Source organism: Phenylobacterium sp., assembly GCF_030697925.1.
Lineage (GTDB): Bacteria > Pseudomonadota > Alphaproteobacteria > Caulobacterales > Caulobacteraceae > Phenylobacterium.
The window spans coordinates 83,017-103,222 of the sequence record NZ_JAUYOJ010000013.1; the positions used below are offsets into that span (position 1 = coordinate 83,017).

Annotated in this window: 24 protein-coding genes; 19 read left to right on the plus strand and 5 right to left on the minus strand. The window is 68.7% G+C overall.

Annotated features, from left to right (window positions below; all coding sequences use genetic code 11):
- Position 1: 1 nt before the first annotated feature.
- Entirely contained in the window at positions 2 to 781 is a 780-nt protein-coding gene (gene xth / locus Q8Q88_RS01870; protein ID WP_305673501.1) for an exodeoxyribonuclease III, read from the minus strand.
- 86 nt (positions 782 to 867) lie between these two features.
- On the opposite strand from xth, the gene Q8Q88_RS01875 reads away from it, so the two are divergent.
- Positions 868 to 1,548 (plus strand): hypothetical protein, encoded by a 681-nt coding sequence (locus Q8Q88_RS01875; RefSeq protein ID WP_305673502.1) that lies wholly within the window; start codon positions 868 to 870, stop codon positions 1,546 to 1,548.
- Here Q8Q88_RS01875 and erpA read toward each other — a convergent pair.
- Positions 1,545 to 1,877, minus strand: a complete 333-nt coding sequence (gene erpA, locus Q8Q88_RS01880) for an iron-sulfur cluster insertion protein ErpA (RefSeq protein WP_305673503.1) — start codon at positions 1,875 to 1,877, stop codon at positions 1,545 to 1,547. The genes Q8Q88_RS01875 and erpA overlap by 4 nt on opposite strands.
- 79 nt (positions 1,878 to 1,956) lie before the next feature.
- Between erpA and Q8Q88_RS01885 the strand changes: the two genes are divergently transcribed.
- The 12 genes from Q8Q88_RS01885 to Q8Q88_RS01940 all read left to right on the plus strand — a co-directional run bounded on the left by Q8Q88_RS01885 (position 1,957) and on the right by Q8Q88_RS01940 (position 13,225).
- A complete protein-coding gene (locus Q8Q88_RS01885) occupies positions 1,957 to 3,123 on the plus strand; it encodes a deoxyguanosinetriphosphate triphosphohydrolase (protein ID WP_305673504.1) in 1,167 nt (388 codons plus the stop codon).
- A 94-nt stretch (positions 3,124 to 3,217) separates the two neighbouring features.
- Positions 3,218 to 4,033 (plus strand): SPOR domain-containing protein, encoded by an 816-nt coding sequence (locus Q8Q88_RS01890; RefSeq protein ID WP_305673505.1) that lies wholly within the window; start codon positions 3,218 to 3,220, stop codon positions 4,031 to 4,033.
- A complete protein-coding gene (gene nagZ, locus Q8Q88_RS01895) occupies positions 4,030 to 5,055 on the plus strand; it encodes a beta-N-acetylhexosaminidase (protein WP_305673521.1) in 1,026 nt (341 codons plus the stop codon). Before Q8Q88_RS01890 ends, nagZ begins: the two co-directional genes overlap by 4 nt.
- The gene (locus Q8Q88_RS01900; protein ID WP_305673506.1) at positions 5,052 to 5,858 is read left to right on the plus strand and encodes a ScpA family protein; all 807 of its coding nucleotides are present in this window, start codon (positions 5,052 to 5,054) and stop codon (positions 5,856 to 5,858) included. The genes nagZ and Q8Q88_RS01900 overlap by 4 nt, the downstream gene beginning before the upstream one ends.
- A complete protein-coding gene (gene scpB, locus Q8Q88_RS01905; protein ID WP_305673507.1) occupies positions 5,855 to 6,499 on the plus strand; it encodes an SMC-Scp complex subunit ScpB in 645 nt (214 codons plus the stop codon). Before Q8Q88_RS01900 ends, scpB begins: the two co-directional genes overlap by 4 nt.
- A gap of 100 nt (positions 6,500 to 6,599) precedes the next feature.
- Positions 6,600 to 6,803, plus strand: coding sequence for a twin-arginine translocase TatA/TatE family subunit (tatA, locus tag Q8Q88_RS01910; protein WP_254833651.1), 204 nt, complete (start codon positions 6,600 to 6,602; stop codon positions 6,801 to 6,803).
- Positions 6,804 to 6,875: 72 nt separating this feature from the next.
- On the plus strand, positions 6,876 to 7,373 hold the full coding sequence (tatB, locus tag Q8Q88_RS01915) for a Sec-independent protein translocase protein TatB (RefSeq protein WP_371129797.1): 498 nt from the start codon (positions 6,876 to 6,878) through the stop codon (positions 7,371 to 7,373).
- Entirely contained in the window at positions 7,370 to 8,296 is a 927-nt protein-coding gene (gene tatC, locus Q8Q88_RS01920) for a twin-arginine translocase subunit TatC (RefSeq protein WP_305673508.1), read from the plus strand. Before tatB ends, tatC begins: the two co-directional genes overlap by 4 nt.
- 251 nt (positions 8,297 to 8,547) lie before the next feature.
- Entirely contained in the window at positions 8,548 to 9,900 is a 1,353-nt protein-coding gene (gene serS / locus Q8Q88_RS01925; RefSeq protein ID WP_305673509.1) for a serine--tRNA ligase, read from the plus strand.
- Complete coding sequence (gene surE, locus Q8Q88_RS01930; RefSeq protein ID WP_305673510.1) at positions 9,900 to 10,676, plus strand: 5'/3'-nucleotidase SurE; 777 nt, start codon at positions 9,900 to 9,902, stop codon at positions 10,674 to 10,676. Before serS ends, surE begins: the two co-directional genes overlap by 1 nt.
- Before the next feature lie 56 nt (positions 10,677 to 10,732).
- On the plus strand, positions 10,733 to 11,356 hold the full coding sequence (locus Q8Q88_RS01935; RefSeq protein ID WP_305673522.1) for a protein-L-isoaspartate(D-aspartate) O-methyltransferase: 624 nt from the start codon (positions 10,733 to 10,735) through the stop codon (positions 11,354 to 11,356).
- Between the two features lie 141 nt (positions 11,357 to 11,497).
- Entirely contained in the window at positions 11,498 to 13,225 is a 1,728-nt protein-coding gene (locus tag Q8Q88_RS01940; protein WP_305673511.1) for a LysM peptidoglycan-binding domain-containing protein, read from the plus strand.
- Here the strand turns inward: Q8Q88_RS01940 and Q8Q88_RS01945 are convergent, their stop codons facing one another.
- Complete coding sequence (locus Q8Q88_RS01945; protein WP_305673512.1) at positions 13,226 to 14,065, minus strand: ATP-binding protein; 840 nt, start codon at positions 14,063 to 14,065, stop codon at positions 13,226 to 13,228.
- 117 nt (positions 14,066 to 14,182) lie between these two features.
- Here Q8Q88_RS01945 and yajC point away from each other — a divergent pair, with 117 nt between their 5' ends.
- The 6 genes from yajC to Q8Q88_RS01975 all read left to right on the plus strand — a co-directional run bounded on the left by yajC (position 14,183) and on the right by Q8Q88_RS01975 (position 18,936).
- Positions 14,183 to 14,533: a preprotein translocase subunit YajC gene (gene yajC / locus Q8Q88_RS01950; protein WP_371129798.1), complete on the plus strand. Its 351-nt coding sequence runs from the start codon at positions 14,183 to 14,185 to the stop codon at positions 14,531 to 14,533.
- A gap of 14 nt (positions 14,534 to 14,547) precedes the next feature.
- Entirely contained in the window at positions 14,548 to 16,152 is a 1,605-nt protein-coding gene (gene secD / locus Q8Q88_RS01955; RefSeq protein WP_305673513.1) for a protein translocase subunit SecD, read from the plus strand.
- 12 nt (positions 16,153 to 16,164) lie between these two features.
- Positions 16,165 to 17,127 (plus strand): protein translocase subunit SecF, encoded by a 963-nt coding sequence (gene secF, locus Q8Q88_RS01960; RefSeq protein WP_305673514.1) that lies wholly within the window; start codon positions 16,165 to 16,167, stop codon positions 17,125 to 17,127.
- Positions 17,128 to 17,134: 7 nt separating this feature from the next.
- Entirely contained in the window at positions 17,135 to 17,494 is a 360-nt protein-coding gene (locus Q8Q88_RS01965) for an Mth938-like domain-containing protein (RefSeq protein WP_305673515.1), read from the plus strand.
- A gap of 74 nt (positions 17,495 to 17,568) precedes the next feature.
- Complete coding sequence (locus Q8Q88_RS01970; RefSeq protein WP_305673516.1) at positions 17,569 to 18,183, plus strand: urate hydroxylase PuuD; 615 nt, start codon at positions 17,569 to 17,571, stop codon at positions 18,181 to 18,183.
- Between the two features lie 60 nt (positions 18,184 to 18,243).
- Positions 18,244 to 18,936, plus strand: a complete 693-nt coding sequence (locus Q8Q88_RS01975) for a squalene/phytoene synthase family protein (RefSeq protein WP_305673517.1) — start codon at positions 18,244 to 18,246, stop codon at positions 18,934 to 18,936.
- Here the strand turns inward: Q8Q88_RS01975 and Q8Q88_RS01980 are convergent, their stop codons facing one another.
- Together Q8Q88_RS01980 and trmFO are read right to left on the minus strand one after the other, a co-directional pair.
- Entirely contained in the window at positions 18,937 to 19,305 is a 369-nt protein-coding gene (locus Q8Q88_RS01980; protein ID WP_305673518.1) for a hypothetical protein, read from the minus strand.
- Between the two features lie 78 nt (positions 19,306 to 19,383).
- Positions 19,384 to 20,206: methylenetetrahydrofolate--tRNA-(uracil(54)-C(5))-methyltransferase (FADH(2)-oxidizing) TrmFO (gene trmFO / locus Q8Q88_RS01985; protein WP_305673519.1), on the minus strand; the 823-nt coding region annotated here is incomplete at its 5' end.

Below are 20,206 nucleotides of genomic sequence, written 5' to 3' on the forward strand. Positions count from 1 at the left end.
TCTACAGATCCAGCTCGACCACCACCGGCACGTGGTCCGAGGGCTTGTCCCAGCCGCGCACGTCGCGGTGGATCACGCAGCCGCGCAGCAGGTCGGCGGCCTGGGGGGAGAGCAGGGCGTGGTCGATGCGGATGCCGTTGTTCCGCTGCCAGGCGCCGGCCTGGTAGTCCCAGAAGGTGTAGGCCTCCGGGGAGCCGTCGATCATCAGGAAAGCCTCGGTGAGACCCAGGTTCTTCAGGCCCCGGAACGCCGCGCGGCTCTCCGGCTGGAAGAGGGCGTCGCCCAGCCAGTTGTTGGGGAACGCCGCGTCGCGCGGTTCGGGGATGACGTTGTAGTCGCCCACCAGGGCCAGCGGCTCCTCGTAGGCCAGCAACTCTTGGGCGTGGGCGTTCAGCCGGGCCATCCAGCGCAGCTTGTAGCCGAACTTGTCGCTCTCGATGGGGTTGCCGTTGGGCAGGTAGATGGAAGCCACGCGCACCGGTGTGGGCCCGGAGACCACCGCCTCCAGATAGCGGGCCTGCTCGTCCTCGTCCTCCCCCGGCAGGCCCTTGCGGACGTCCTCCAGCGGGGTCTTCGAGAGCATGGCCACGCCGTTGTAGGATTTCTGGCCGTGGACGGCGACGTTGTAGCCCAGCCTCTCAAAGGCCTCGGCCGGGAACTTCTCGTCGACGCACTTGATCTCCTGCAGGCAGGCGACGTCCGGCGAGGCCTCCTCGAACCAGCGCAGCACGGTTTCCAGCCGCGCATTCACCGAATTGACGTTCCAGGTGGCGATTCGCATTGACGGCTCCCTTGCGGACCGGGACGCTAGAAGTCCTGCGGGAGGCGCTCAAGCCCTCGCGGACGCCTGAGCGGGGGGCATCTGAAATGTTACGGTGGTTTGTCGTCGTCCTGGCGGTCTCGTTAGGCTCGCCGGCCCTCGCCGCGGTGTGCGCGCCGCAGAACATGGTGCGCGTGGGCTCGGTCAACGCGACGCCGGGTCTCGACCCCGCCTCGCCCTTGGCTAGGCCGCGCATGGTCCACCGGTTGGGCGGGTTGTTCGCGCGGATCGACGAGGGCCCCGATCCCGCCAACAGCATGCACCGCGTGACCGTGATCCGCGAGCCGGACATCTGGATCGTCAACCGGTTCTCGAAGACCGGGCAGCACGTGCAGGACCCGGGTCCGGTGTTCGAAGTCCGCGCGCCGCTCTTCCAGGGCCCGGATCTGCCGACCCTGTTCCGGGAACTGGAACTGGGCTGCGAGCTCGATTTCATCGATGCCTACGCGCCGACGCCGCAGGCCAAGGTGGTCGTCGGCGGCGCGAAGCTGGTCCGGCACCAGATGACCATCGGCGCGCAGCGGATCGAGTTCCTGGTGCGTCCGCCCGCCGCCCGCGGCGCGACACGAAAGGTCTATTCCGTCGGACTTTACGTGAATGACCAGCCGAAATCGGTGATCCGCTACCTGACCTATGAGATCGGCCTGCCGGCCGACATGTCGCTTTTCGAACGGCCCAAGGGCTTCAACTTCACCCAGGCGCCAGCGCCTGCGCCGTCAAAACCCTAGATGGAGAAGCTGACGCCGCAGCCGCAGCTGGACTTGGCGTTGGGGTTGCGGACCTTGAACTCGGCGCCGGCCAACTCGTCGACATAGTCGATCTCCGAGCCCTTCAGCAGCACCAGGGACATCTCGTCCACCAGGGCCGCGGCGCCGTCGCGTTCGATCCGCAGGTCGTCGGGCTGGGCTTCATCCACCAGGTCGAACTGGTACTGGAAGCCTGAACAGCCGCCTCCCTCGACAGCGACGCGCAGCATCACGGGCCGGCCCTCGGCCGCGCCGAGATCGTGCAGCCGCTTGGCGGCGGCGGGGGACAGGGTCAGGTCGGTTGTGGTCATGACTTTGGCAAACCTTTGCCCTGCCTATATGAGTTCGCCAAGGGCTTCCACCAAGGGGCCGGCTTCACGCAGAGACAACATGGTCGCCCGCGCTCCCTACGCCGAAGACGCCGCCCTGTCGCTGGGGCGCAAGATCGCCGAGCCCGAGAGCCGCACCCGCACGCCGTTCGCCCGCGATCGCGACCGCATCATCCACGCCACCGCCTTCCGCCGGCTAAAGGAGAAGACCCAGGTCTTCGTGGCCCACGAGGGCGACCACTTCCGCACCCGCCTGACACATTCCCTCGAGGTGGCCCAGGTGGCCCGCTCACTGGCCACGGCCCTGGGGCTTGAGCCCGACCTCGCCGAAACCATCGCGCTCGCCCACGACCTCGGCCATCCGCCCTTCGGCCACGCGGGGGAAGATGAGCTGCAGGTGCAGATGGAGCGGTTCGGCGGCTTCGACCACAACGTGCAGACATTCCGGGTCGTCACCAAGCTGGAGCGCCGCTACCCGCGCTGGGACGGCCTCAACCTCACCTGGGAAACCCTGGAAGGCGTGATCAAGCACAACGGACCGGTGACCGAGAAGCTGGACCGGCCGTCCTGGAAGGCGATCACCGAGTTCGACGCCGAATACGACCTGGGTCTCGGGACCTGGGCCTCGGCGGAGGCCCAGGTCGCCGCGCTGGCCGACGACATCGCCTATAACAATCACGACGTCGACGACGGGGTGCAGGCGGGCCTCTTCGAGCTCAAGGAACTGCTGGACGTGCCGCTGATCGGGCCGACCCTGGCCGGGGTCTACAAGGACTATCCCGACCTCGATCCGGGCATCGTCCGCCTTGAGGCGGTGCGCCGGATGATCGGGGCCATGGTCGAGGACGTGCTGGCCGAGACCAATCGTCGCGCCGCGGCGTCCAAGGTCTCCTCCGCCGAGGAGGTGCGCAATCTCGACCATGCCCTGGTGGCCTTTTCCCGCGACATGCTGGAGGATCTGGGGCGCCTGCGCGAATTCCTGATGAGCCGGATGTACCGCCACTGGAAGGTCAATCGCACGCGCAGCCAGGCCCGCCGTATTCTGGCCGAGATGTTCCAGTTGTTCATGGCCGAACCCGACGTCCTGCCGACGGAGTGGTTCGCCCGGTCGCAAAGCCGCGACGAGACCGGCCGCGCCCGGGTGGTGTGCGACTACATCGCCGGCATGACCGACCGCTACGCCATCGAAGAGCATCGCCGACTTTTCCACCTCGACGTCTGGAACTAGCTGTTCCGAAAGGTTCGGAGTCGGGTCGCCTTCGGTAGACTGATCCGAAACCGGGCGCGATTCGCGACCCGGCCGAGACTATTCGAGGCCTTCGATGTCCGATCCCGACCGCGGCGCCTACGCCCCCCCGACCGACGCACCGTTGAGTTTCGACGCGCGCCAGCCCGTGCGGGGATCCAAGCCGGCGCCCCTGATGCTGATCATCAGCGCCATCGTGCTGATCCTGCTGGTGATCGCCATCGTGCTGTTCTACCGCTCCGGCGTCCGCGAGGCCGGCGCGCCGCCGCAGACCGTGGGCGCGCCGCTGGGCGAGCTGAAGGCCCCGCCGCCCGCCGAGGCCCAGCCCACTGATCCGGCGGCGGGACTACAGATCTATCGCGCCGAGGACGGCCCGCCCGACACCGCTGGCCCCACCTTCATCGATCCTCCGGAGGCGCCGCAGCCGCGTCCCGAGGCCGTGGTCATCCAGCCGCCGCCGAAACCCGCGCCGAGCTTGCCGGTGACCTCCGGCCCCGTGGCCGCCCTGCCGTCGGCGCCCGCATTGAAGCCCGCCATCGCCCCGCCGCCGCCGGCCCCAGCGCCCAAGGCCGCGGCTCCGGCGCCCAAGGTCGTCGCGGTCGCGCCGCCGCCAAAGGCCGCCGCGCCCGCGCCCAAGCCCGCCGCCACGACGGGAGGGGCCGCCGTCCAGATCGGCGCCTTCTCGTCCCAGGCCTTGGCCGACAAGGGTTGGAACGACGCGGCCAAGGTCGCGCCGAGCCTCGCCGCCGGGAAGGGCAAGCGCGTCGAGCAGATCCAAAAGGACGGCTCGACCCTGTTCCGCACCACCGTCACCGGCTTCGCCTCCCGCCAGGCGGCGACGGATTTCTGCAATCAACTCAAGGCCGCGGGCAAGAACTGCTTCGTGAGATAGTGACCAGCGCGTCGATCCTCGGCTGTTCCGGCAAGGTCCTCTCCCGGGAGGAGAGGGCCTTCTTCGGCGACGTCGCGCCCTGGGGGTTCATCCTCTTCGCGCGCAATATCGAGAGCCCGGACCAGGTGCGTCGCCTAGTCGACGATCTGCGCGCCACGGTCGATCGTCCCGACGCCCCGGTGCTGATCGACCAGGAGGGCGGACGCGTACAGCGCCTGGGCCCGCCGCACTGGCGGCGCTATCCGCCGGGCCGCGCCTATGGCGAGCTGCCGGCCAATGACCCCCTGCTGGGCCGCGAGATCGCCCGCCTGGGCGCGCGCCTATTGGCCCATGACCTGTCCGCCCTCGGCATCAATGTCGACTGCCTGCCCGTGCTGGACGTGCCGGTGGAGGGCGCCCACGCGGTGATCGGCGATCGCGCCTATGCCCGCACCCCCGAGGGGGTGGCCGTCCTGGGGCGGGCGGGCTGCGAGGGCCTGATCGCCGGCGGGGTGCTGCCGGTGATCAAGCACATCCCCGGTCACGGCCGCGCCATGGCCGACAGCCACCTGGACCTGCCCGTGGTGGACGCCGCCTATGAAGAACTCGAAGCCCGCGACTTCGCGCCGTTCAGGATGCTGTCGGACATGCCGATGGCGATGACCGCCCACCTGGTCTACGCGGCGATCGATCCGAAGCGGCCCGCCACCACCTCGAAGACGGTCATGCGCGAGGTGATCCGCGGGGCCATCGGCTTCGACGGCCTGGTGATGAGCGACGACCTCTCGATGAAGGCCCTGGGCGGCGGTTTCGCGGATCGGGCGCGGGCGGCCCTGGCCGCCGGCTGCGACGTGGTCCTGCACTGCAACGGCGACATGGCCGAGATGAAGGCGGTGGCTTCCGGGACCAAGGCGCTGGCGGGCCAGGCCCTGCGCCGCGCCAAGGCCGCCCTCGGGCGCGTCGCCCGGTCGCCGGAGCCGTTCGATGTGCGGGAAGCCCGCGCCCGCTTCGACGCCGCCTTCGAGGGTCGGTGGGCGGCATGAGCAACACCTTCCAGCCCAATCTCGACTTCGAGGCCGCCGCCACCGCCGCCGAGGATGGCGAGGCCCTGATCATCGACCTGGACGGCTATGAAGGGCCGCTTCACGTGCTGCTGGCCCTGGCGCGGACCCAGAAGGTCGACCTGATGCAGCTGTCGATCCTGAAGCTGGCCGAGCAGTACCTGTCCTTCGTCCAGCAGGCCCGGAAGGTGCGCTTTTCCCTGGCCGCCGATTATCTGGTGATGGCCTCGTGGCTGGCCTATCTGAAGTCGCGCCTGTTGCTGCCCAAGCCCGACCGCCCCAAGGCCGAGGAGCCGCCAGCCGAGGAGATGGCCGCACAGCTCGCCTTCCGCCTGGCCAAGCTGGACGCCATGCGCAAAGCCTCCGAGGAGCTGCGTGACCGGCCCAAGCTGCGCCAGGAGGTCTTCGTGCGCGGCGACCCCGAGGCCATCAAGGTGATTCCGTCCGCCCGGCTGGAAGGCGACCTCTACGGCCTGATGAGCGCCTATATCGACCAGCGCCGCAAGGAACAGGGCCGCCACTACACACCCCGCGCACCCCAGGCCTATCCGCTGGAGGACGCGCGCGACCGCCTGCGCCACATGCTGCCCGACCTGGACCGCTGGACCCCGCTGTCGGGCGTCGCCCCGCTCAAGCCCTCGGGCGAGGGGCCGAGCCAGGCCTCCTATACCGCCTCGACCCTCTCGGCCGGCCTGGAGCTGGTCAAGGAAGGCGCCATGGAGGTCCGCCAGATGGAGGCCTTCGCCGACCTCTATCTGCGCGCCCGCAAGCGAGCCGCCGCATGACCAGCGCCACCGAACGCCAGGTCGAGGCGCTGCTGTTCGCCGCCGCCGGCCCGCTCAGCCTGGACGACCTGGCCAAGCGGCTGCCGGAGGGCTCCGACATCGAGGCCGCCATCGCCGCCCTGCAGAAGACCTATGAGGGGCGCGGGGTGGAACTGGCCTGCGTGGCCGACCGCTGGCGGTTCCAGACCGCCGCCGACCTGGCGTTCCTGATGACTGAGGAGCGCGAGGAGCCCCGGCGGCTCTCCAAGGCCGCCCAGGAGACCCTGGCGATCATCGCCTACCACCAGCCGGTGACCCGGGCCGAGATCGAGGCCGTGCGTGGGGTGCAGGCCAGCCGCGGCACCCTCGACGTGCTGCTGGAGCTCAGCCTGGTGCGGATGCGTGGCCGCCGCCGCACGCCGGGACGTCCGGTCACCTACGGCACCACCGACGCCTTCCTCGAGCATTATGGGCTGGCCAGCCTGGCCGATCTGCCCGGCGCGGCCGACATGCGCGCCGCCGGCCTGCTCAGCCTCGACCTGCCGCCGGACTTCGCTGTGCCCGCGCCCGGCGTGGGGATTCCGGATGAGGATCCGTTGGACGACGGCGAGGCGCCCGAATTTCATACAGATTTCCTGGGTCAGGAAGAGCCGGGGCGTTAGGACGCGTTGGCGCTTTGCCACGCGACTGACTATATTCACGCCGAACGAAGGGCGGGCGCGCGGCCGGGGTCGGTCGCCGACGTGAAGGAGTTTTGTCGCCATGGGCGCAATGAGTTGGATTCACTGGGTCATCGTCATCGCGGTGGTCGCGCTGCTGTTCGGCGGCCGCGGCAAGCTGTCGGGGATCATGGGCGACGCCGCCAAGGGCATCCGGGCCTTCCGCGACGGGCTGAAGGACGAGCCGACGACGGCCGACGCCTCCAAGCCCCTGCCGAAGACCGAGAAGGACGAAGCCCGCGGCTGATCGGGCGGGATCCGCAGAAATCGCCCGCGCCGGTCTTGATCGGCGCGGGCTTACTTGTTTAGGCGACGTCTGATGCTACCCGAAGTCGGCGGTTTGGAACTCCTGGTCATCGCCGCGGTCGCCCTGATCGTGGTGGGTCCCAAGGACCTGCCCCTCATGCTGCGTAAACTGGGCCAGTTCACCGCCAAGCTGCGGGGCATGGCCAACGAGTTCCGCGCCAGTTTCGACGAGATGGCCCGCCAGTCGGAGCTCGACGAACTGCGCAAGGAGGTCGAGGCCATGCGCAAGGGCCAGCTCACGGAGACGACCGCGGCGATGGACGCGTCCAACGCCCAGGTCGACCAGGTCTTCAACGAGATCGGAAACAGCCTGCACGGCTCCGGCGTGAGCTTCTCGCCGGCCACGGTCTCCGCGTCTGAGCCGGTCGAGATGACCCAGATCGTCGAGGAGGCCAAGCCGCGGGCCCGAAAGGCGGCGGCCAAGCCCAAGACGGCTGCGGTCGCCAAACCCAAGGCCGCGACCAAGACCGCCGCGCCGAGCAAGACCGCCAAGGCCGGAGCCAAGGCGTGACCGATTCCTATGACGACGAGATCGAAGCCTCGCGCGCGCCGCTGCTCGATCATCTGGTCGAGCTGCGATCGCGGCTGATCATCTGCGTCGCCGCCTTGCTGGTCGGCTTCGCGGTCTGCTTCGGCTTTTCGGAGCCGATCTACCGGTTCCTGCTGCACCCCTTCGCCATCGCCTCCCAACTCCTGGCCGCCGAACAGGTGGCCCACGCCGAACAGGCGGGCGGCTTCGACATCGTGAAGTTTTTCGCCGGCACGCGGGACCTGTTCCTGGCCCTGGCGGGCGCGCGCGAGGTCCCGGCCTCGGCGGAGGGCGACAAGCTCAACCTGATCTTCACCGCCCCGCTGGAGTTCTTCTTCACCAAGCTGAAGCTGGCCGGGTTCGGGGCGGTGGTCCTGACCTTCCCGGTCCTGGCCTGGCAGGTCTACGGCTTCGTGGCGCCGGGCCTCTACAAGCGCGAGCGCAAGGCCTTCGTGCCGTTCCTGCTGGCCTCGCCGACCCTGTTCCTGATGGGGGCTGGTCTGGTCTATTACATCATCCTGCCGTTCGTTCTCTGGTTCTCGCTGAGCCAGCAGATCGTCGACGCCCAGGTCTCGGTCCAGCTTCTGCCCAAGGTCTCGGACTATCTCAGCCTGGTCACCACCCTGTTGCTGGCCTTCGGCCTCTGCTTCCAGCTGCCGGTGGTCCTGACCCTGCTGGGCATGGCTGGGATCGTCTCGTCCGACATGCTGAAGGCCGGGCGTCGCTACGCGATCGTGGCGGTCTTCGTGGTCGCCGCCGTGGTCACCCCGCCCGACCCGATCAGCCAGACCATGCTCGCCCTGCCGATCGTCCTGCTCTACGAGATCTCGATCTGGTGCGTGCGGCTCATCGAACGCGCCCGCCGCCGTGAGGACGAGGCGGGATCCGACATCGTTCCGGTCTAGCGTCGCCCAATTCCTCCCCCAGCGCGCAGCGCGATTTGGGGGAGGGGGACCGCCCCCGGGATCGACCGACGGTCGACCCGAGGACAGGCTCCGCGGTGGAGGGGGTGAAGCCCCAAGCAAGAGTCAAAGTCCCCCTCAGTCGGCCAATCGGCCGACAGCTCGCCCATCTGGCCGCGGCACGGCCGCTAGGGCTTTCCCGCCAAGCCAACGCGCTCTAGAGAAAGCCGCCTAACCCCACCGACGGCGGACCCATGCACGACATTCGAGCCATTCGCGAAAACCCCGAGCTTTACGAAAAAGCCTGGGCTGCGAAGGGCCGTTCCGGAGCCGCGGCCGAAGCCATCGCGCTGGACGCCAAGGTGCGCGCCGCCCAGGCCGCGCTGCAGGAGGCCCAGGCCGTCCGCAACAACGCCTCCAAGCTCATCGGCCAGGCCAAGGCCAAGAAGGACGAGGCCGAGGCCCAGCGCCTGATGGGCGAGGTCGAGGCGGTCAAGGGCGTGCTGGTCGAGCAGGCCGAGGCCGAAAAGGTCGCGGCGGCCGAGCTCTTTGAGCTGCTGGCCAGTTTGCCGAACATCCCAGCGCCCGACGTGCCAATCGGCGCCGACGAGAACGACAATGTCGAAGTCCGTCGCTGGAGCGAGCCCTTCGCTATCGCCAAGCCCAAGGACCATGTCGACCTCGGCGAGGGCCTGGGCCTGATGGACTTCGAGGCCGCCGCCCGCATGAGCGGCGCCCGCTTCGTCGTGCTGAAGGGCCAGCTGGCGCGGCTCGAGCGGGCGATCGGCCAGTTCATGATCGACATGCAGACCCGCGAGCACGGCTACACCGAGGTCTCGCCGCCCTTGATGGTGCGTAGCGAGGCGATGTTCGGCACCGGCCAACTTCCCAAGTTCTCCGACGACCAGTTCGTCGTGCTTCCAGGTCTCGAGGGGTTGGAGAAGCATAGAATTAGCGTGAGCGAACTGACGCTTGATCAGCTAGAGGCGATGCCCGAAATTCGCTGGCTGATCCCCACGGCCGAGGTCTCCCTGACCAATCTCGTGCGCGAGCAGATCACCCCGGAGGAAGAGCTGCCGCTGCGGCTGACCGCTCTGACCCCCAGCTTCCGGGCCGAGGCCGGCGCCTCTGGCCGGGACACCCGCGGCATGATCCGCCAGCACCAGTTCTACAAGGTCGAGCTGGTCTCGATCACCGCTCCGGACAAGTCCGAGGAGGAGCACGAACGCATGGTCGGCTGCGCCGAGGCGGTGCTGAAGGCGCTGGAGCTGCCCTTCCGCACCATGAAGCTCTGCAGCGGCGACATGGGCTTTTCGGCGCGCCGGACCTACGACCTCGAGGTCTGGTTGCCCTCGGAGGGCCGCTACCGCGAGATCAGCTCGTGCTCCAACTGCGGCGACTTCCAAGCCCGGCGCATGGACGCCCGTACCAAGGCCGCCGGCGAGAAGGGCACGCGCTACGTCCACACCCTCAACGGCTCGGGCCTGGCCGTCGGCCGGACCCTGGTGGCGGTCATGGAGAACTATCAGGACGAGAACGGCCGCATCGCCATTCCGCAGGCCCTGCACCCCTACCTGCCGGGCATGACCCACATCGGCGGGGTCTGATGCGCGTCCTGCTCACCAATGACGACGGGATCCATGCCGAGGGCCTGGTGGCGCTGGAGAAGATCGCCCGCGTCCTGACCGAAGACATCTGGATCTGCGCCCCGGAATACGAACAGTCCGGCGCCAGCCGGGCGCTCACCCTGTCCGACCCGATCCGGGTTCGGACCCTGGACCCGCGCCGCTTCGCCACCACCGGCACGCCCACCGACTGCGTCATGCTGGCCATCCACGAGCTGATGGGGGGCCTGAAGCCCGACCTCGTGCTGTCCGGGGTCAACCGCGGCGCCAACCTGGCCGAGGACGTCACCCTGTCGGGCACCGTGGCCGGGGCCATCGAGGGCATGGCGCTCGGCGTGCCCTCCATCGCGCTCTCGGCCACCAACTGGCCGGTGGACGACCAGGACATCTTCGCCCCGGCCGAGCACTTCGGCCCGGGTATCGTGCGCAAGCTGTTCGAGACCGGCTGGCCGGCCGGCGTGATCATGAACGTCAACTTCCCGGCGCGGCCGATCGAGGAGATCGTCGAGGTCGAGGTGACGCGGCAGACCTTCCGGGATGTGGCGGTTCGTCACGCCGAAAAGCGAACTGACCTGCGCAATCGGGATTATTACTGGATGGGGTTCCGGCAGGAGCGCTCCAAGCCTGCCGCCGGCACCGACCTGGCCGCCATCTATGAAGGTCGAATTTCCGTGACCCCCTTGCACATCGACCTGACTCACGCCGAAACGGTGCATCGCCTGAAGAGCGTCCTGGGCGGCGCGCCGCCGAAGGCTTGAGGCGACCCATGGCCAAGCACGACGCGGACAAGGAGGGGGACGGGCCGGACGTCCGGATGGCGCGCCTCATCATGTCCCTGCGCTCCCAAGGGGTCAGCGAACCCGCGGTGCTCAAGGCCATCGAGAGCACGCCGCGCGAGATGTTCACGCCGGACCTGTTCAAGGAGCGGGCCTTCGAGGACTCGGCCCTGCCCATCGCCTGCGGCCAGACCATCAGCCAGCCGTTCATCGTCGGCCTGATGACCCAGGCCCTGGGTGTCGAGAAGCGCGACCGGGTCCTGGAGATCGGCACCGGCTCCGGCTACCAGACCACCGTGCTCTCCAAGCTGGCCCGGCTGGTCTACACCGTCGAGCGCTACCGCACCCTGATGGCCGAGGCGGAGTCGCGGTTCAAACACCTCGGCCTCACCAACGTCATCACCCGGTTCGGCGACGGTGGGCAGGGCTGGCCCGAGCAGGCGCCATTTGACCGCATTTTGGTCACGGCGGCGGCGCCGGACGAGCCCAAGGCCCTGCTTTCGCAGTTGAAACCCACGGGCGTGTTGGTCGCGCCCATCGGCAGAGGACCGGTTCAGAGCTTGCGGCGCTACACGGGAGACGGGAAGGGCGGTTTCACGGTCGAAAGCCTGACCGATGTCCGCTTCGTCCCCCTGCTCGATGGCGTGGCCAAGGAACCTTAGACGACCCGAGCTGACGACTTTGTGGGGTGGCCTGGGCGTCGGCCGTAACCCATCATTAACCCTAGACGCCTCGACTGATTCCGAACCCTGTCTCCCGGAGCGGCGATGACGCTTTTCCTTTCGCGAACGGCTTTGATTCTTTTGGCGGGCAGCGCGCTGGCTGCGTGCGAGAGCCTGCCCCAGGCCACCTCGCCGAACTATCCCGTGCGCACCGCGCCGCCTGCTACCACCCCGGCTGTCCCGCCGCCGCCGCCCGTCGTCGCGGAGCAGGCGCCGTCCGCCCGGCCGACGGCGCCGGTCGAGAGCCAGAACCTGCCCTATATCGCGCCGGCCCGTGAGCTGCCGCCCGCGCCGGCGCCCACTCGGCCGCCGACCACGCGCCCGGCCGACGCGGGTCGCCTGGTGGAGACGCCGGTCGCCGCCCAGACCTACACCGTCAAGCGCGGCGACAACCTGGCCGCAATCGCCCGGACCCTGGGCGTCAGCCTCCAGCGGCTGGCCGAAGAGAACGATCTGGCCCCACCCTATGCCCTGCGTCCGGGCCAGGTGCTGAAGGCGCCGCTGACCGGCGCCACGGCCACGGCTTATGTGGTCGGCTCAGGAGACACCCTCTACGCCATCGCCCGCCGGTTTGGGGTGAGCCCCCAGGCCCTGGCAGAGGCCAACAGCATGGGCGTGAACGAATCCCTGGCCATAGGTCGCCGGCTGATTCTGCCCGGGGCCTTTGTCGACCGGGCGCCGCCGGCTTCTACCGTGCCCGGCCGCCGCCCGCCCGCCCGCATCGAGACCCCGGCCGCGGAGCCGCAACGCGAGACCGTCACGGTGCGGCGCGTCACCGGCAAGGTGGTCGAGGTCAGTGGTCCGCCGGTCAGCTACACGGTCAAGAAGGGCGACAACCTCGACGCCATCGCCCGCGAGCTCAAGACCGACCGCAAGCAGCTCGCCGATGACAACAAGCTCAAGGCGCCCTACGCCCTGCAGCCTGGCCAGAAGCTGAAAGGCCCCAAGACCACGGCCAAGGCCTATGTGGTCGGCGAGGACGACACCATGGCCCTGGTGGCCAAGCGGTTCGGCGTCACCGCCAAGGCGCTGGCCGCCGCCAACGACATGAAGGTCGGCGCGACCCTGCGTGAGGGCCGCAAGCTCACCCTGCCCAGCGGCTACAAGGACCGCGGCCCGATCCGCGAAACCGTCGCCGCCCCGCCGCGCCCCGAGGCGCCGGCTCCGCGCCCGGCCGCGCCGCCACCTGCCTACACACCGCCGCCCGTGACGCCGCCGCCGGCCGCGCCGCCTCCGGTCGTCACGCCGCAACCGACCCCGCCGCCGGCCGCCCGCCCGACGCCGCAACCCTACACGCCGCTGCCGCCCCCACCCGCGGCTCGTCCCACGCCGCCGGCGGCGACCCGGCCGCCGACCACCCCGATCGTGCCCAGCTCCGGCCCGGTCGCCGACAGCACCATCTCCAGCCTGGGCAAGGGCCGCTTCATCTGGCCGGTGCGCGGTGACCTGCTCTCCGACTTCGGCCCCAAGGGCACCGGCCAGCGCAATGACGGCATCAATATCCGCGCCCAGGTCGGCGAACCTGTTCGCGCGGCGGCCGGCGGCGACGTGGTCTATGCCGGCGACCAGGTGCCCGGCTTCGGAAACCTGGTGCTGGTCAAGCACGCCGACGGCTGGGTCACCGCCTATGGCCACCTCGGCCGCGTCGACGTGAAGATGACCCAGGACATCGTCCAGGGGCAGCAGATCGGCATGGCCGGCTCCACCGGCGGCGTCTCGGAGACCCAGGTCCACTTCGAGGTCCGCTACGCGCCCACCCCGCAGGACCGGGCCCGGCCGATCGATCCGAAACTTGTGCTGCCGAGATAGCTAGAGCGGCAGGTCCTTGCCGAGTTCGCCCGCCAGGTCGCGGATGAACTGCCAGGCGACGCGGCCCGACCGCGCGCCGCGGAGCTGGGCCCATTGCAGGGCGCGGCGATCAAGGTCCGGTGTCTTCAGGCCGAAGCGCTCGGCATAGGTCGTCACCGCCGCCAGGTAGGTCGGCTGGTCCATGGGCGGGAAGCCGACCCAGAGGCCGAAGCGGTCGGAGACGCTGACTTCCTCCTCGGCGTCCTCGGCCGTGGCGATCAGGCCGCGATCCTCGCCATGACCGCGCGGCATCAGGTGGCGTCGGTTGGAGGTGGCCACGAACAGCACGTTGCGGGGCGGGCCCGAGACCCCGCCCTCCAGGGCCGACTTGAGCGCCTTGGCCGCAGCCGCGCCCTCCTCGAAGGAGAGGTCGTCGCACAGCACCACGAACCGCTCGGACCGGTCCCGCAGGGTGTCGAACAGGGCCGGCAGCTCGGTCACCTGGTCGCGGTCGACCTCGACCAGCTTCAGGACCGGCGCCTTGCCCGCCACGTCCATGAAGGCCGCCTTGGCGAGCGAGCTCTTGCCGGTGCCGCGCACGCCCCAGAGCAGGGCGTGGTTGCTGGGCAGGCCGCCGGCGAAGCGCTCCAGGTTCTCGACGAAGCGCTCCTTCTGTCGCTCGACCCCCACCAGGGCCTCCAGGGGCAGGGGGTAGTCGGGGGCCGGATGGAAGGCGTTGGCGGTGGGATCGTGCCGGAACAGTCGCGCGTTATCGAAGACCGGAGGTACGCCGGCGGGGGGCGCGAGGCGCTCCAGGGCGTCGGCGATGCGTTCGAGAACCGGTTTCAATGCGTCATCCATGACTTGGCTGATTAGCCGCCAAGCCGTTCCATTGCAAAAGGCGGTCGCAACGCATAGCTTCCGCCGACTTGAAAACAGGGCGTGAACCATGCGCCCGGATACGGACTTCGGAGCGCCATGTTCGCCACCCCCGCTTTCGCCCAGACCGTCGGAGGCGCCGCAGGCGCCGGCCCGCAGGACATGCTGATCCAGTTCCTACCGCTGGTCGGCCTGGTCGTGCTGTTCTACTTCCTGATGATCCGCCCGCAGCAGAAGCGGATGAAGCTGCATCAGCAGATGATCTCCAACCTGAAGCGCAACGACACCGTGGTCCTGAATTCGGGCGTGATCGGCAAGGTCGTCCGCGTCGAGGACAAGGAGATCGGCGTCGAGATCGCCCAGGGCGTCACCGTCAAGGTGGTCAAGGGGATGATCTCCGAGGTCCGCGTGCGCGGCGAACCGGCTCCGGCCAACGACTCCAAGGCCTAGGGTCCAGTTCTCCCATGATGAATCTTTCGCGTTGGAAGGTCATCGCCGTCATCGTGTCGGTGATCTTCGGCGTGCTGTTCGCCCTTCCCGTTGCGCTGCCTCAGAGCGCGCGCGACGCGCTCCCTGCCTTCATGCCCAGGCAGACCCTCAACCTGGGTCTCGACCTGCAGGGCGGGTCCTATCTCCTGCTGGAAGTCGATACCGACGCCCTGCGGGTCGAAAAGCTGACCAATCTGGTGGAGGACGTGCGGACCACGCTGCGCGACGAGAAGATCGTGTTCGGGGACCTCCGCCAGTCGAACGGCGAGGTCAGCGTCCTGATCACCGACCCGGCCCAGGTCAACACCGCGGTCAACACCCTGCGCACGTCGGTGGCCGGCCCGCTCGTCGGCGCGGCGGGCGGCCGCGACACCATCGTCGAATCGACCGGCGGCGGCCGAATTCGGCTGGCCTTCGTACCCGAGGCCCTCAACGCCGAGGCCGGCAAGGCGGTTGAGCAGTCCATCGAGATCATTCGCCGCCGGATCGACGAACTGGGCACGCGCGAGCCCACGATCATCCGGCAAGGTGTCAACCGCATCGTCGTCCAGGCCCCGGGCGAGAGCGATCCTGAGCGGCTGAAGGCCATCATCGGCCAGACGGCCAAGCTCACCTTCCAGATGGTCGACGACAGCGTCAGCCTCGAGGAGGCCGCGGCCGGGCGCGTGCCGCCAGGTTCCGAACTGCTGCCCAGCGAGGACGGCTACTCCACCATACTGCTGGTGAAGAAGCGGGCCCTGGTCACCGGCGAGATGCTGACCGACGCCCAGCAGAGCTTCGAACAGCAGACCGGCGCACCGGTGGTCTCCTTCCGGTTCAACGGCCAGGGCGCCCGACGCTTCGCCGACGCCACGACCCAGAACGTCAACCGCCGTTTCGCCATCATCCTCGACGGCAAGGTGATTTCCGCGCCCAGCATCAACGAGCCGATCACCGGCGGCTCGGGCCAGATCAGCGGAAACTTCACCACCGAGTCGGCCAACGACCTGGCCCTGTTGCTGCGCGCTGGCGCTCTGCCCGCGCCGCTGAACGTCGAAGAGCAGCGCACGGTGGGCGCCGAACTCGGCGCGGACGCCGTCAGGGCCGGCATGATCTCGACGATCGTCGGCTTCGTTGCGATCCTGATCTTCATGCTGCTGTCCTATGGCCTGCTGTTCGGCGGCATCTCCGTCATCGCTCTGCTGGCCAATGCGCTGCTCATCGTCGCGGTGATGTCGCTGTTCCAGGCCACCCTGACCTTGCCTGGCATCGCCGGCCTGATCCTGACTCTAGCCGTGGCGGTGGACGCCAACGTGCTGATCTATGAGCGGATGCGTGACGAACTGCGCTCGGGCCGCTCGGTGATATCGGCCATGGACGCCGGCTTCTCCCGGGCCATGACCACGATCATCGACGCCAACGTGACCACGATCCTGGCCGCCCTGATCATGTTCCAGTTCGGTGCCGGGCCGGTGAAGGGCTTCGCCTGGACGCTCTCCATCGGCGTAGTGACCTCGGTCTTCACCGCCGTCTTGATCACCCAATTCCTTCTGGCGCTGTGGTTCCGCACCGCGCGCCCGAAGACCCTGCCGATCGTCTAGGGAGGGCGCGCCATGTGGCCTTTGATCAAGATACTTCCGGTCAAGACGAACTTCAGGTTTGTCTCATTCGCCAAGCTCGCGGCGGTCATTTCGGCCATCGCGGTGGTGATCTCGCTTGGGCTCACCCTGTATCCCTTCGAGCCGCCCTGCGGCGGCCTGGCCTGCGGCATCGACTTCAAGGGCGGGACGCTGATCGAACTCTCGACCGAGCCCAAGGCGGTGGACCTCGCCGTGGTCCGCAAGACGCTCGCGGCCCAGGACTTGGGCGACGTGCAGGTGCAGGCCTTCGGGGCGCCGACGTCGGCGCTCGTGCGGTTCCAGACCCCGGAGGGCACGTCCCCCGCCGAGGCCGTTGGCGGCGTGAAGGCCGCGCTCAAGGCCGCCCTCGGCGATGTCACCTTCGCGAAGACCGACGTCGTGGGCCCCAAGGTGTCGGGCGAATTGTTCACCAGCGGCATGCTGGCGCTAGGCTTCGCCATCGGGCTGATGCTGCTCTACATCTGGTTCCGCTTCGAGCTTCAGTTCGGGGTGGGCGCGGTCGTGGGGCTGTTCCACGACGTGATCCTGACCTTCGGCGTAATCGCCGGATTCAAGCTGGAATTCAGCCTCACCACCATTGCGGCCATCCTGACCATCATCGGCTATTCGATGAACGACACGGTCGTGGTCTTCGACCGACTGCGGGAAAACCTGCGTAAATACAAGCGAATGCCCCTGGGCGAGGTAATCGACCTGTCGATCAACGAAACCCTCTCGCGGACCGTCATCACCGGCTTGACGGCGGTGCTGGCGCTCGCGGGCTTGGCGATCTTCGGGGGACCGACCCTGTTCGCCTTCTCCATCATCATGATCTTCGGGATCATCGTCGGCACCTATTCGTCGATCTATGTGTGCGCGCCGGTGATCCTGCTGTGGGGGGTGCGGCGCGACGACGAGGCGCCGGAGCCGATCAAGCCCGCGGCCATGCGGTCCTAGGATCGCGATGGCCCGCGACGCGCCCCAGATCGACGCCTATGGCGACGGCGGCTTCCGCCTCTCCACCGGCCGGCATCAGGGCTCGCTGCTGATCCTGCGCGACGAGCCGACGGCCTGGCCGGTGCGTTCGCTGGCCGAGCTCACCCCCGACAGCCTGGCCGAAGTCCTGGCGGCGGGGCGGGCGGAGGTGGAGTTCGTGCTGCTGGGGGTGGGGGCGACCAACGCCCTCCCGCCCAAGGCGGTGCGCGAGACCTTGCAGAAGGCCGGAATCGGCCTGGAATTCATGGATACGGCCGCCGCGGCGCGGCTCTACAATGTCCTGACCGCCGAAGGCCGCAGGCTCGCCGCCGCCCTCATCGCGATCTGAGGCTCGCGCCTTCCCGCATCAGTGGAAACGCCCTATACCGGACTCCCTGGGTAGGAATCGTGAGGGGCTCATCGATGGCCGGACTGCTTTCAAATTTCCGCAACACCATGATCGTGAGCTTCATTCTCGCGATCATCATGGTCGTAGCCTACGCGGCCGGTCCGCAAGGCACGGGACCAGCGTTCTGGCAGGGCGTCTTCCGTTGGCTGCACGTCTTCTTCGGCATCCTATGGATTGGGCTGCTGTACTATTTCAACTTCGTCCAGATCCGCAAAATGCCGGAAATCCCGGCCGAACTGAAACCCGCAGTCTCCAAGTACATCGCGCCCGAGGCTCTGTTCTGGTTCCGCTGGGCGGCGCTGGCGACCTGGGTCATGGGCGTCATCCTGCTGGTCAGCCGCGGCTACTTCATGGAAGTGGTGACCCTGGGCATGTTCGGCGGCTTCGACGCCACCGGCGACCAGAGCGCCACCCTGCTTGGCGTCGGCGTCTGGCTGGCGACCATCATGTTCTTCAACGTCTGGGTGTTCATCTGGCCGAACCAGAAGATCGCGCTGGGCCTGGTCGAGGCCGACGCGGACGCCAAGGCCAAGGCCGGCCGCCTGGCCATGCTGTTCTCGCGCACCAACACCCTTCTCTCGGTGCCGATGCTTGTGACCATGACCATGAGCCAGACCATCTTCGGCTGACCGCCGAAATCCAATAGGATCGGAAGGCCCGCCGGACCGGCGGGCCTTTTGCTTTGAGCCATGCCAGACCAAGACCTCTCCGATGACCTCGACGGCCTGATCGCCCGGGTGGACCCCGATCGCTGGCTCTCCAGCCGGTTCGTCGCCAACGCCGGCGCGCGCGCCCATGTGATCGCCCTCTACGCCTATGACTACGAGCTGGCGCGCGCGCCGAAGGTCGCCTCCAACGCCTTGATGGGCGAGATCCGCCTGACCTGGTGGCGCGAGGTGCTGGACGAGGTGTTCGCGGGCGGTCCCGTCCGTCATCACCCCGCCGCCCAGGCCCTGGCCGCGGCCGTCGCCGCCCACGGCCTGCCGCGCGAGCCGCTGGAGGCGATGATCGACGCGCGTTACCGCGAGCTCTCGCCAGAACCCATGAACCTGGCCGACGCCCTGGCCTGGGCGGACGACACCGGCGGAGCGGCCGCGATACTGGTCGCCCGCATCCTCGACCCCTCAGCCGATCCCGCCAAGGCGGCCAGCGGCGGCCGGGCCTGGGCGATCGGGCGGCTGATGGGCACGGCGGGCATGACGGGGGAGGGCGCCCAGGCCGCCCTGGACACGGCGCGCTCCGGCGCGCGGGGCCTGTCGCCCGCGGCCTTCCCGGCCGTGGCCCATGCGACCCTGGCTCGCATCAGGGCCAGGGGCGCGCGCCCCTCGGAGTTGGCGGCGCGGGTTCGCCTGCTCTGGGCCGTGCTGACCGGCCGGGTCTGACTATTTCGCCGCCACCACCAGCTTGACGATCTCCTCGACCACGTTCGGCTCCAGGCCCTCGGTATGTCCCTTGTCGATGCGAACCAGGTCGGCGACCACCCGGCCGTCCTTGCAATTGGGATAGACGAAGGCCTCGGTGCGGCCAGGCGCGGCGGGCCGCCCCCACGACTTGGTCGCCGGGTCCTGGCGGCTGGTGTCGTAGACATAGCCCGCCTTCGTATCGACGATGTCGGCCCGCTTCACCCGCGGCGCGCAGCCGTACTTGGTCGCCCATTCCGAGGTGGCGGGCAGGGCGACGATCTCGTGCTCGCCGGTCGCATAGATATGGGAGAAGTCGCAGGCCAGCGGCGCGGCCATCGCCCGCGCCATGGCCGCCTGGCGATGATCCTGGACGGCCTGCGCGCGCGGCTGGCGGCCCAGGCGGCGAACGCCGCGCGCGCCTGATCTCTACTCGGCCGCGAGCGCTGTCGGGTCTTGAGCCCAGCGGTCCAGGTCGGCCAGGGCGCGCTCGCCCATCCCGAGCTTCTTGGCCCGGCCGCGTTCCTTCGAGCCGATCCGGCTGCCGTCCTCGCGCCGCTTGACCACGGCGTCGTCCAGCGGCGGCAGCAGGCCGTAATTGATGTTCATGGGCTGGAAGCTGCCCTTACCCCCGTCGATGTGGCCGCCGGTGATGTGGCCGATCAGGGCGCCCAAGGCCGTTGTGGCGGGCGGCGCCTCAATGGGCCGGCCCAGGCGCTCGGCGGCGGCGAAACGGCCGGCCAGTAGGCCGACGGCGGCGCTCTCCACATAGCCCTCGACCCCGGTCACCTGGCCTGCGAACCGCAGGCGTGGCTTAGACTTCATGCGAAGCTGGGCGTCCAACAATTTGGGACTGTTGAGGAATGTGTTGCGGTGCAGTCCGCCGAGGCGCGCGAACACCGCCTTTTCCAGGCCCGGGATCATGCGGAAGATATCGGTCTGGGCGCCGTGTTTCAGCTTGGTCTGGAAGCCGACCATGTTCCAGAGCGTCCCCAGCGCGTTGTCCTGGCGCAGCTGGACGATGGCGTACGCCTTGGTCTGCGGATCGTGGTCGTTGGTCAGGCCCACGGGCTTCATCGGCCCATGGCGCAGGGTCTCGCGGCCGCGCTCAGCCATCACCTCGATGGGCAGGCAGCCGTCGAAATAGGGGACGTGCTCCCAGTCCTTGAACTCGGACTTCTCGCCGGCCAGCAGGGCGTCGATGAAGGCCTCGTACTGGGCCTTGTCCATCGGGCAGTTGATATAGGCCGCC

Coding starts and splice junctions, on each gene's coding strand:
- tatB (WP_371129797.1), top strand. CDS start 6,876: ATGCTACCCGAAGTCGGCGGTTTGGAACTCCTGGTCATCGCCGCGGTC.
- Q8Q88_RS01900 (WP_305673506.1), top strand. CDS start 5,052: ATGAGCAACACCTTCCAGCCCAATCTCGACTTCGAGGCCGCCGCCACC.
- Q8Q88_RS01980 (WP_305673518.1), bottom strand. CDS start 19,305: ATGGCGCGGGCGATGGCCGCGCCGCTGGCCTGCGACTTCTCCCATATC.
- Q8Q88_RS01975 (WP_305673517.1), top strand. CDS start 18,244: ATGCCAGACCAAGACCTCTCCGATGACCTCGACGGCCTGATCGCCCGG.
- serS (WP_305673509.1), top strand. CDS start 8,548: ATGCACGACATTCGAGCCATTCGCGAAAACCCCGAGCTTTACGAAAAA.
- yajC (WP_371129798.1), top strand. CDS start 14,183: ATGTTCGCCACCCCCGCTTTCGCCCAGACCGTCGGAGGCGCCGCAGGC.
- surE (WP_305673510.1), top strand. CDS start 9,900: ATGCGCGTCCTGCTCACCAATGACGACGGGATCCATGCCGAGGGCCTG.
- xth (WP_305673501.1), bottom strand. CDS start 781: ATGCGAATCGCCACCTGGAACGTCAATTCGGTGAATGCGCGGCTGGAA.
- Q8Q88_RS01885 (WP_305673504.1), top strand. CDS start 1,957: ATGGTCGCCCGCGCTCCCTACGCCGAAGACGCCGCCCTGTCGCTGGGG.
- Q8Q88_RS01890 (WP_305673505.1), top strand. CDS start 3,218: ATGTCCGATCCCGACCGCGGCGCCTACGCCCCCCCGACCGACGCACCG.
- secF (WP_305673514.1), top strand. CDS start 16,165: ATGTGGCCTTTGATCAAGATACTTCCGGTCAAGACGAACTTCAGGTTT.
- tatA (WP_254833651.1), top strand. CDS start 6,600: ATGGGCGCAATGAGTTGGATTCACTGGGTCATCGTCATCGCGGTGGTC.
- Q8Q88_RS01875 (WP_305673502.1), top strand. CDS start 868: ATGTTACGGTGGTTTGTCGTCGTCCTGGCGGTCTCGTTAGGCTCGCCG.
- secD (WP_305673513.1), top strand. CDS start 14,548: ATGATGAATCTTTCGCGTTGGAAGGTCATCGCCGTCATCGTGTCGGTG.
- scpB (WP_305673507.1), top strand. CDS start 5,855: ATGACCAGCGCCACCGAACGCCAGGTCGAGGCGCTGCTGTTCGCCGCC.
- Q8Q88_RS01965 (WP_305673515.1), top strand. CDS start 17,135: ATGGCCCGCGACGCGCCCCAGATCGACGCCTATGGCGACGGCGGCTTC.
- Q8Q88_RS01935 (WP_305673522.1), top strand. CDS start 10,733: ATGGCGCGCCTCATCATGTCCCTGCGCTCCCAAGGGGTCAGCGAACCC.
- erpA (WP_305673503.1), bottom strand. CDS start 1,877: ATGACCACAACCGACCTGACCCTGTCCCCCGCCGCCGCCAAGCGGCTG.
- Q8Q88_RS01945 (WP_305673512.1), bottom strand. CDS start 14,065: ATGGATGACGCATTGAAACCGGTTCTCGAACGCATCGCCGACGCCCTG.
- Q8Q88_RS01970 (WP_305673516.1), top strand. CDS start 17,569: ATGGCCGGACTGCTTTCAAATTTCCGCAACACCATGATCGTGAGCTTC.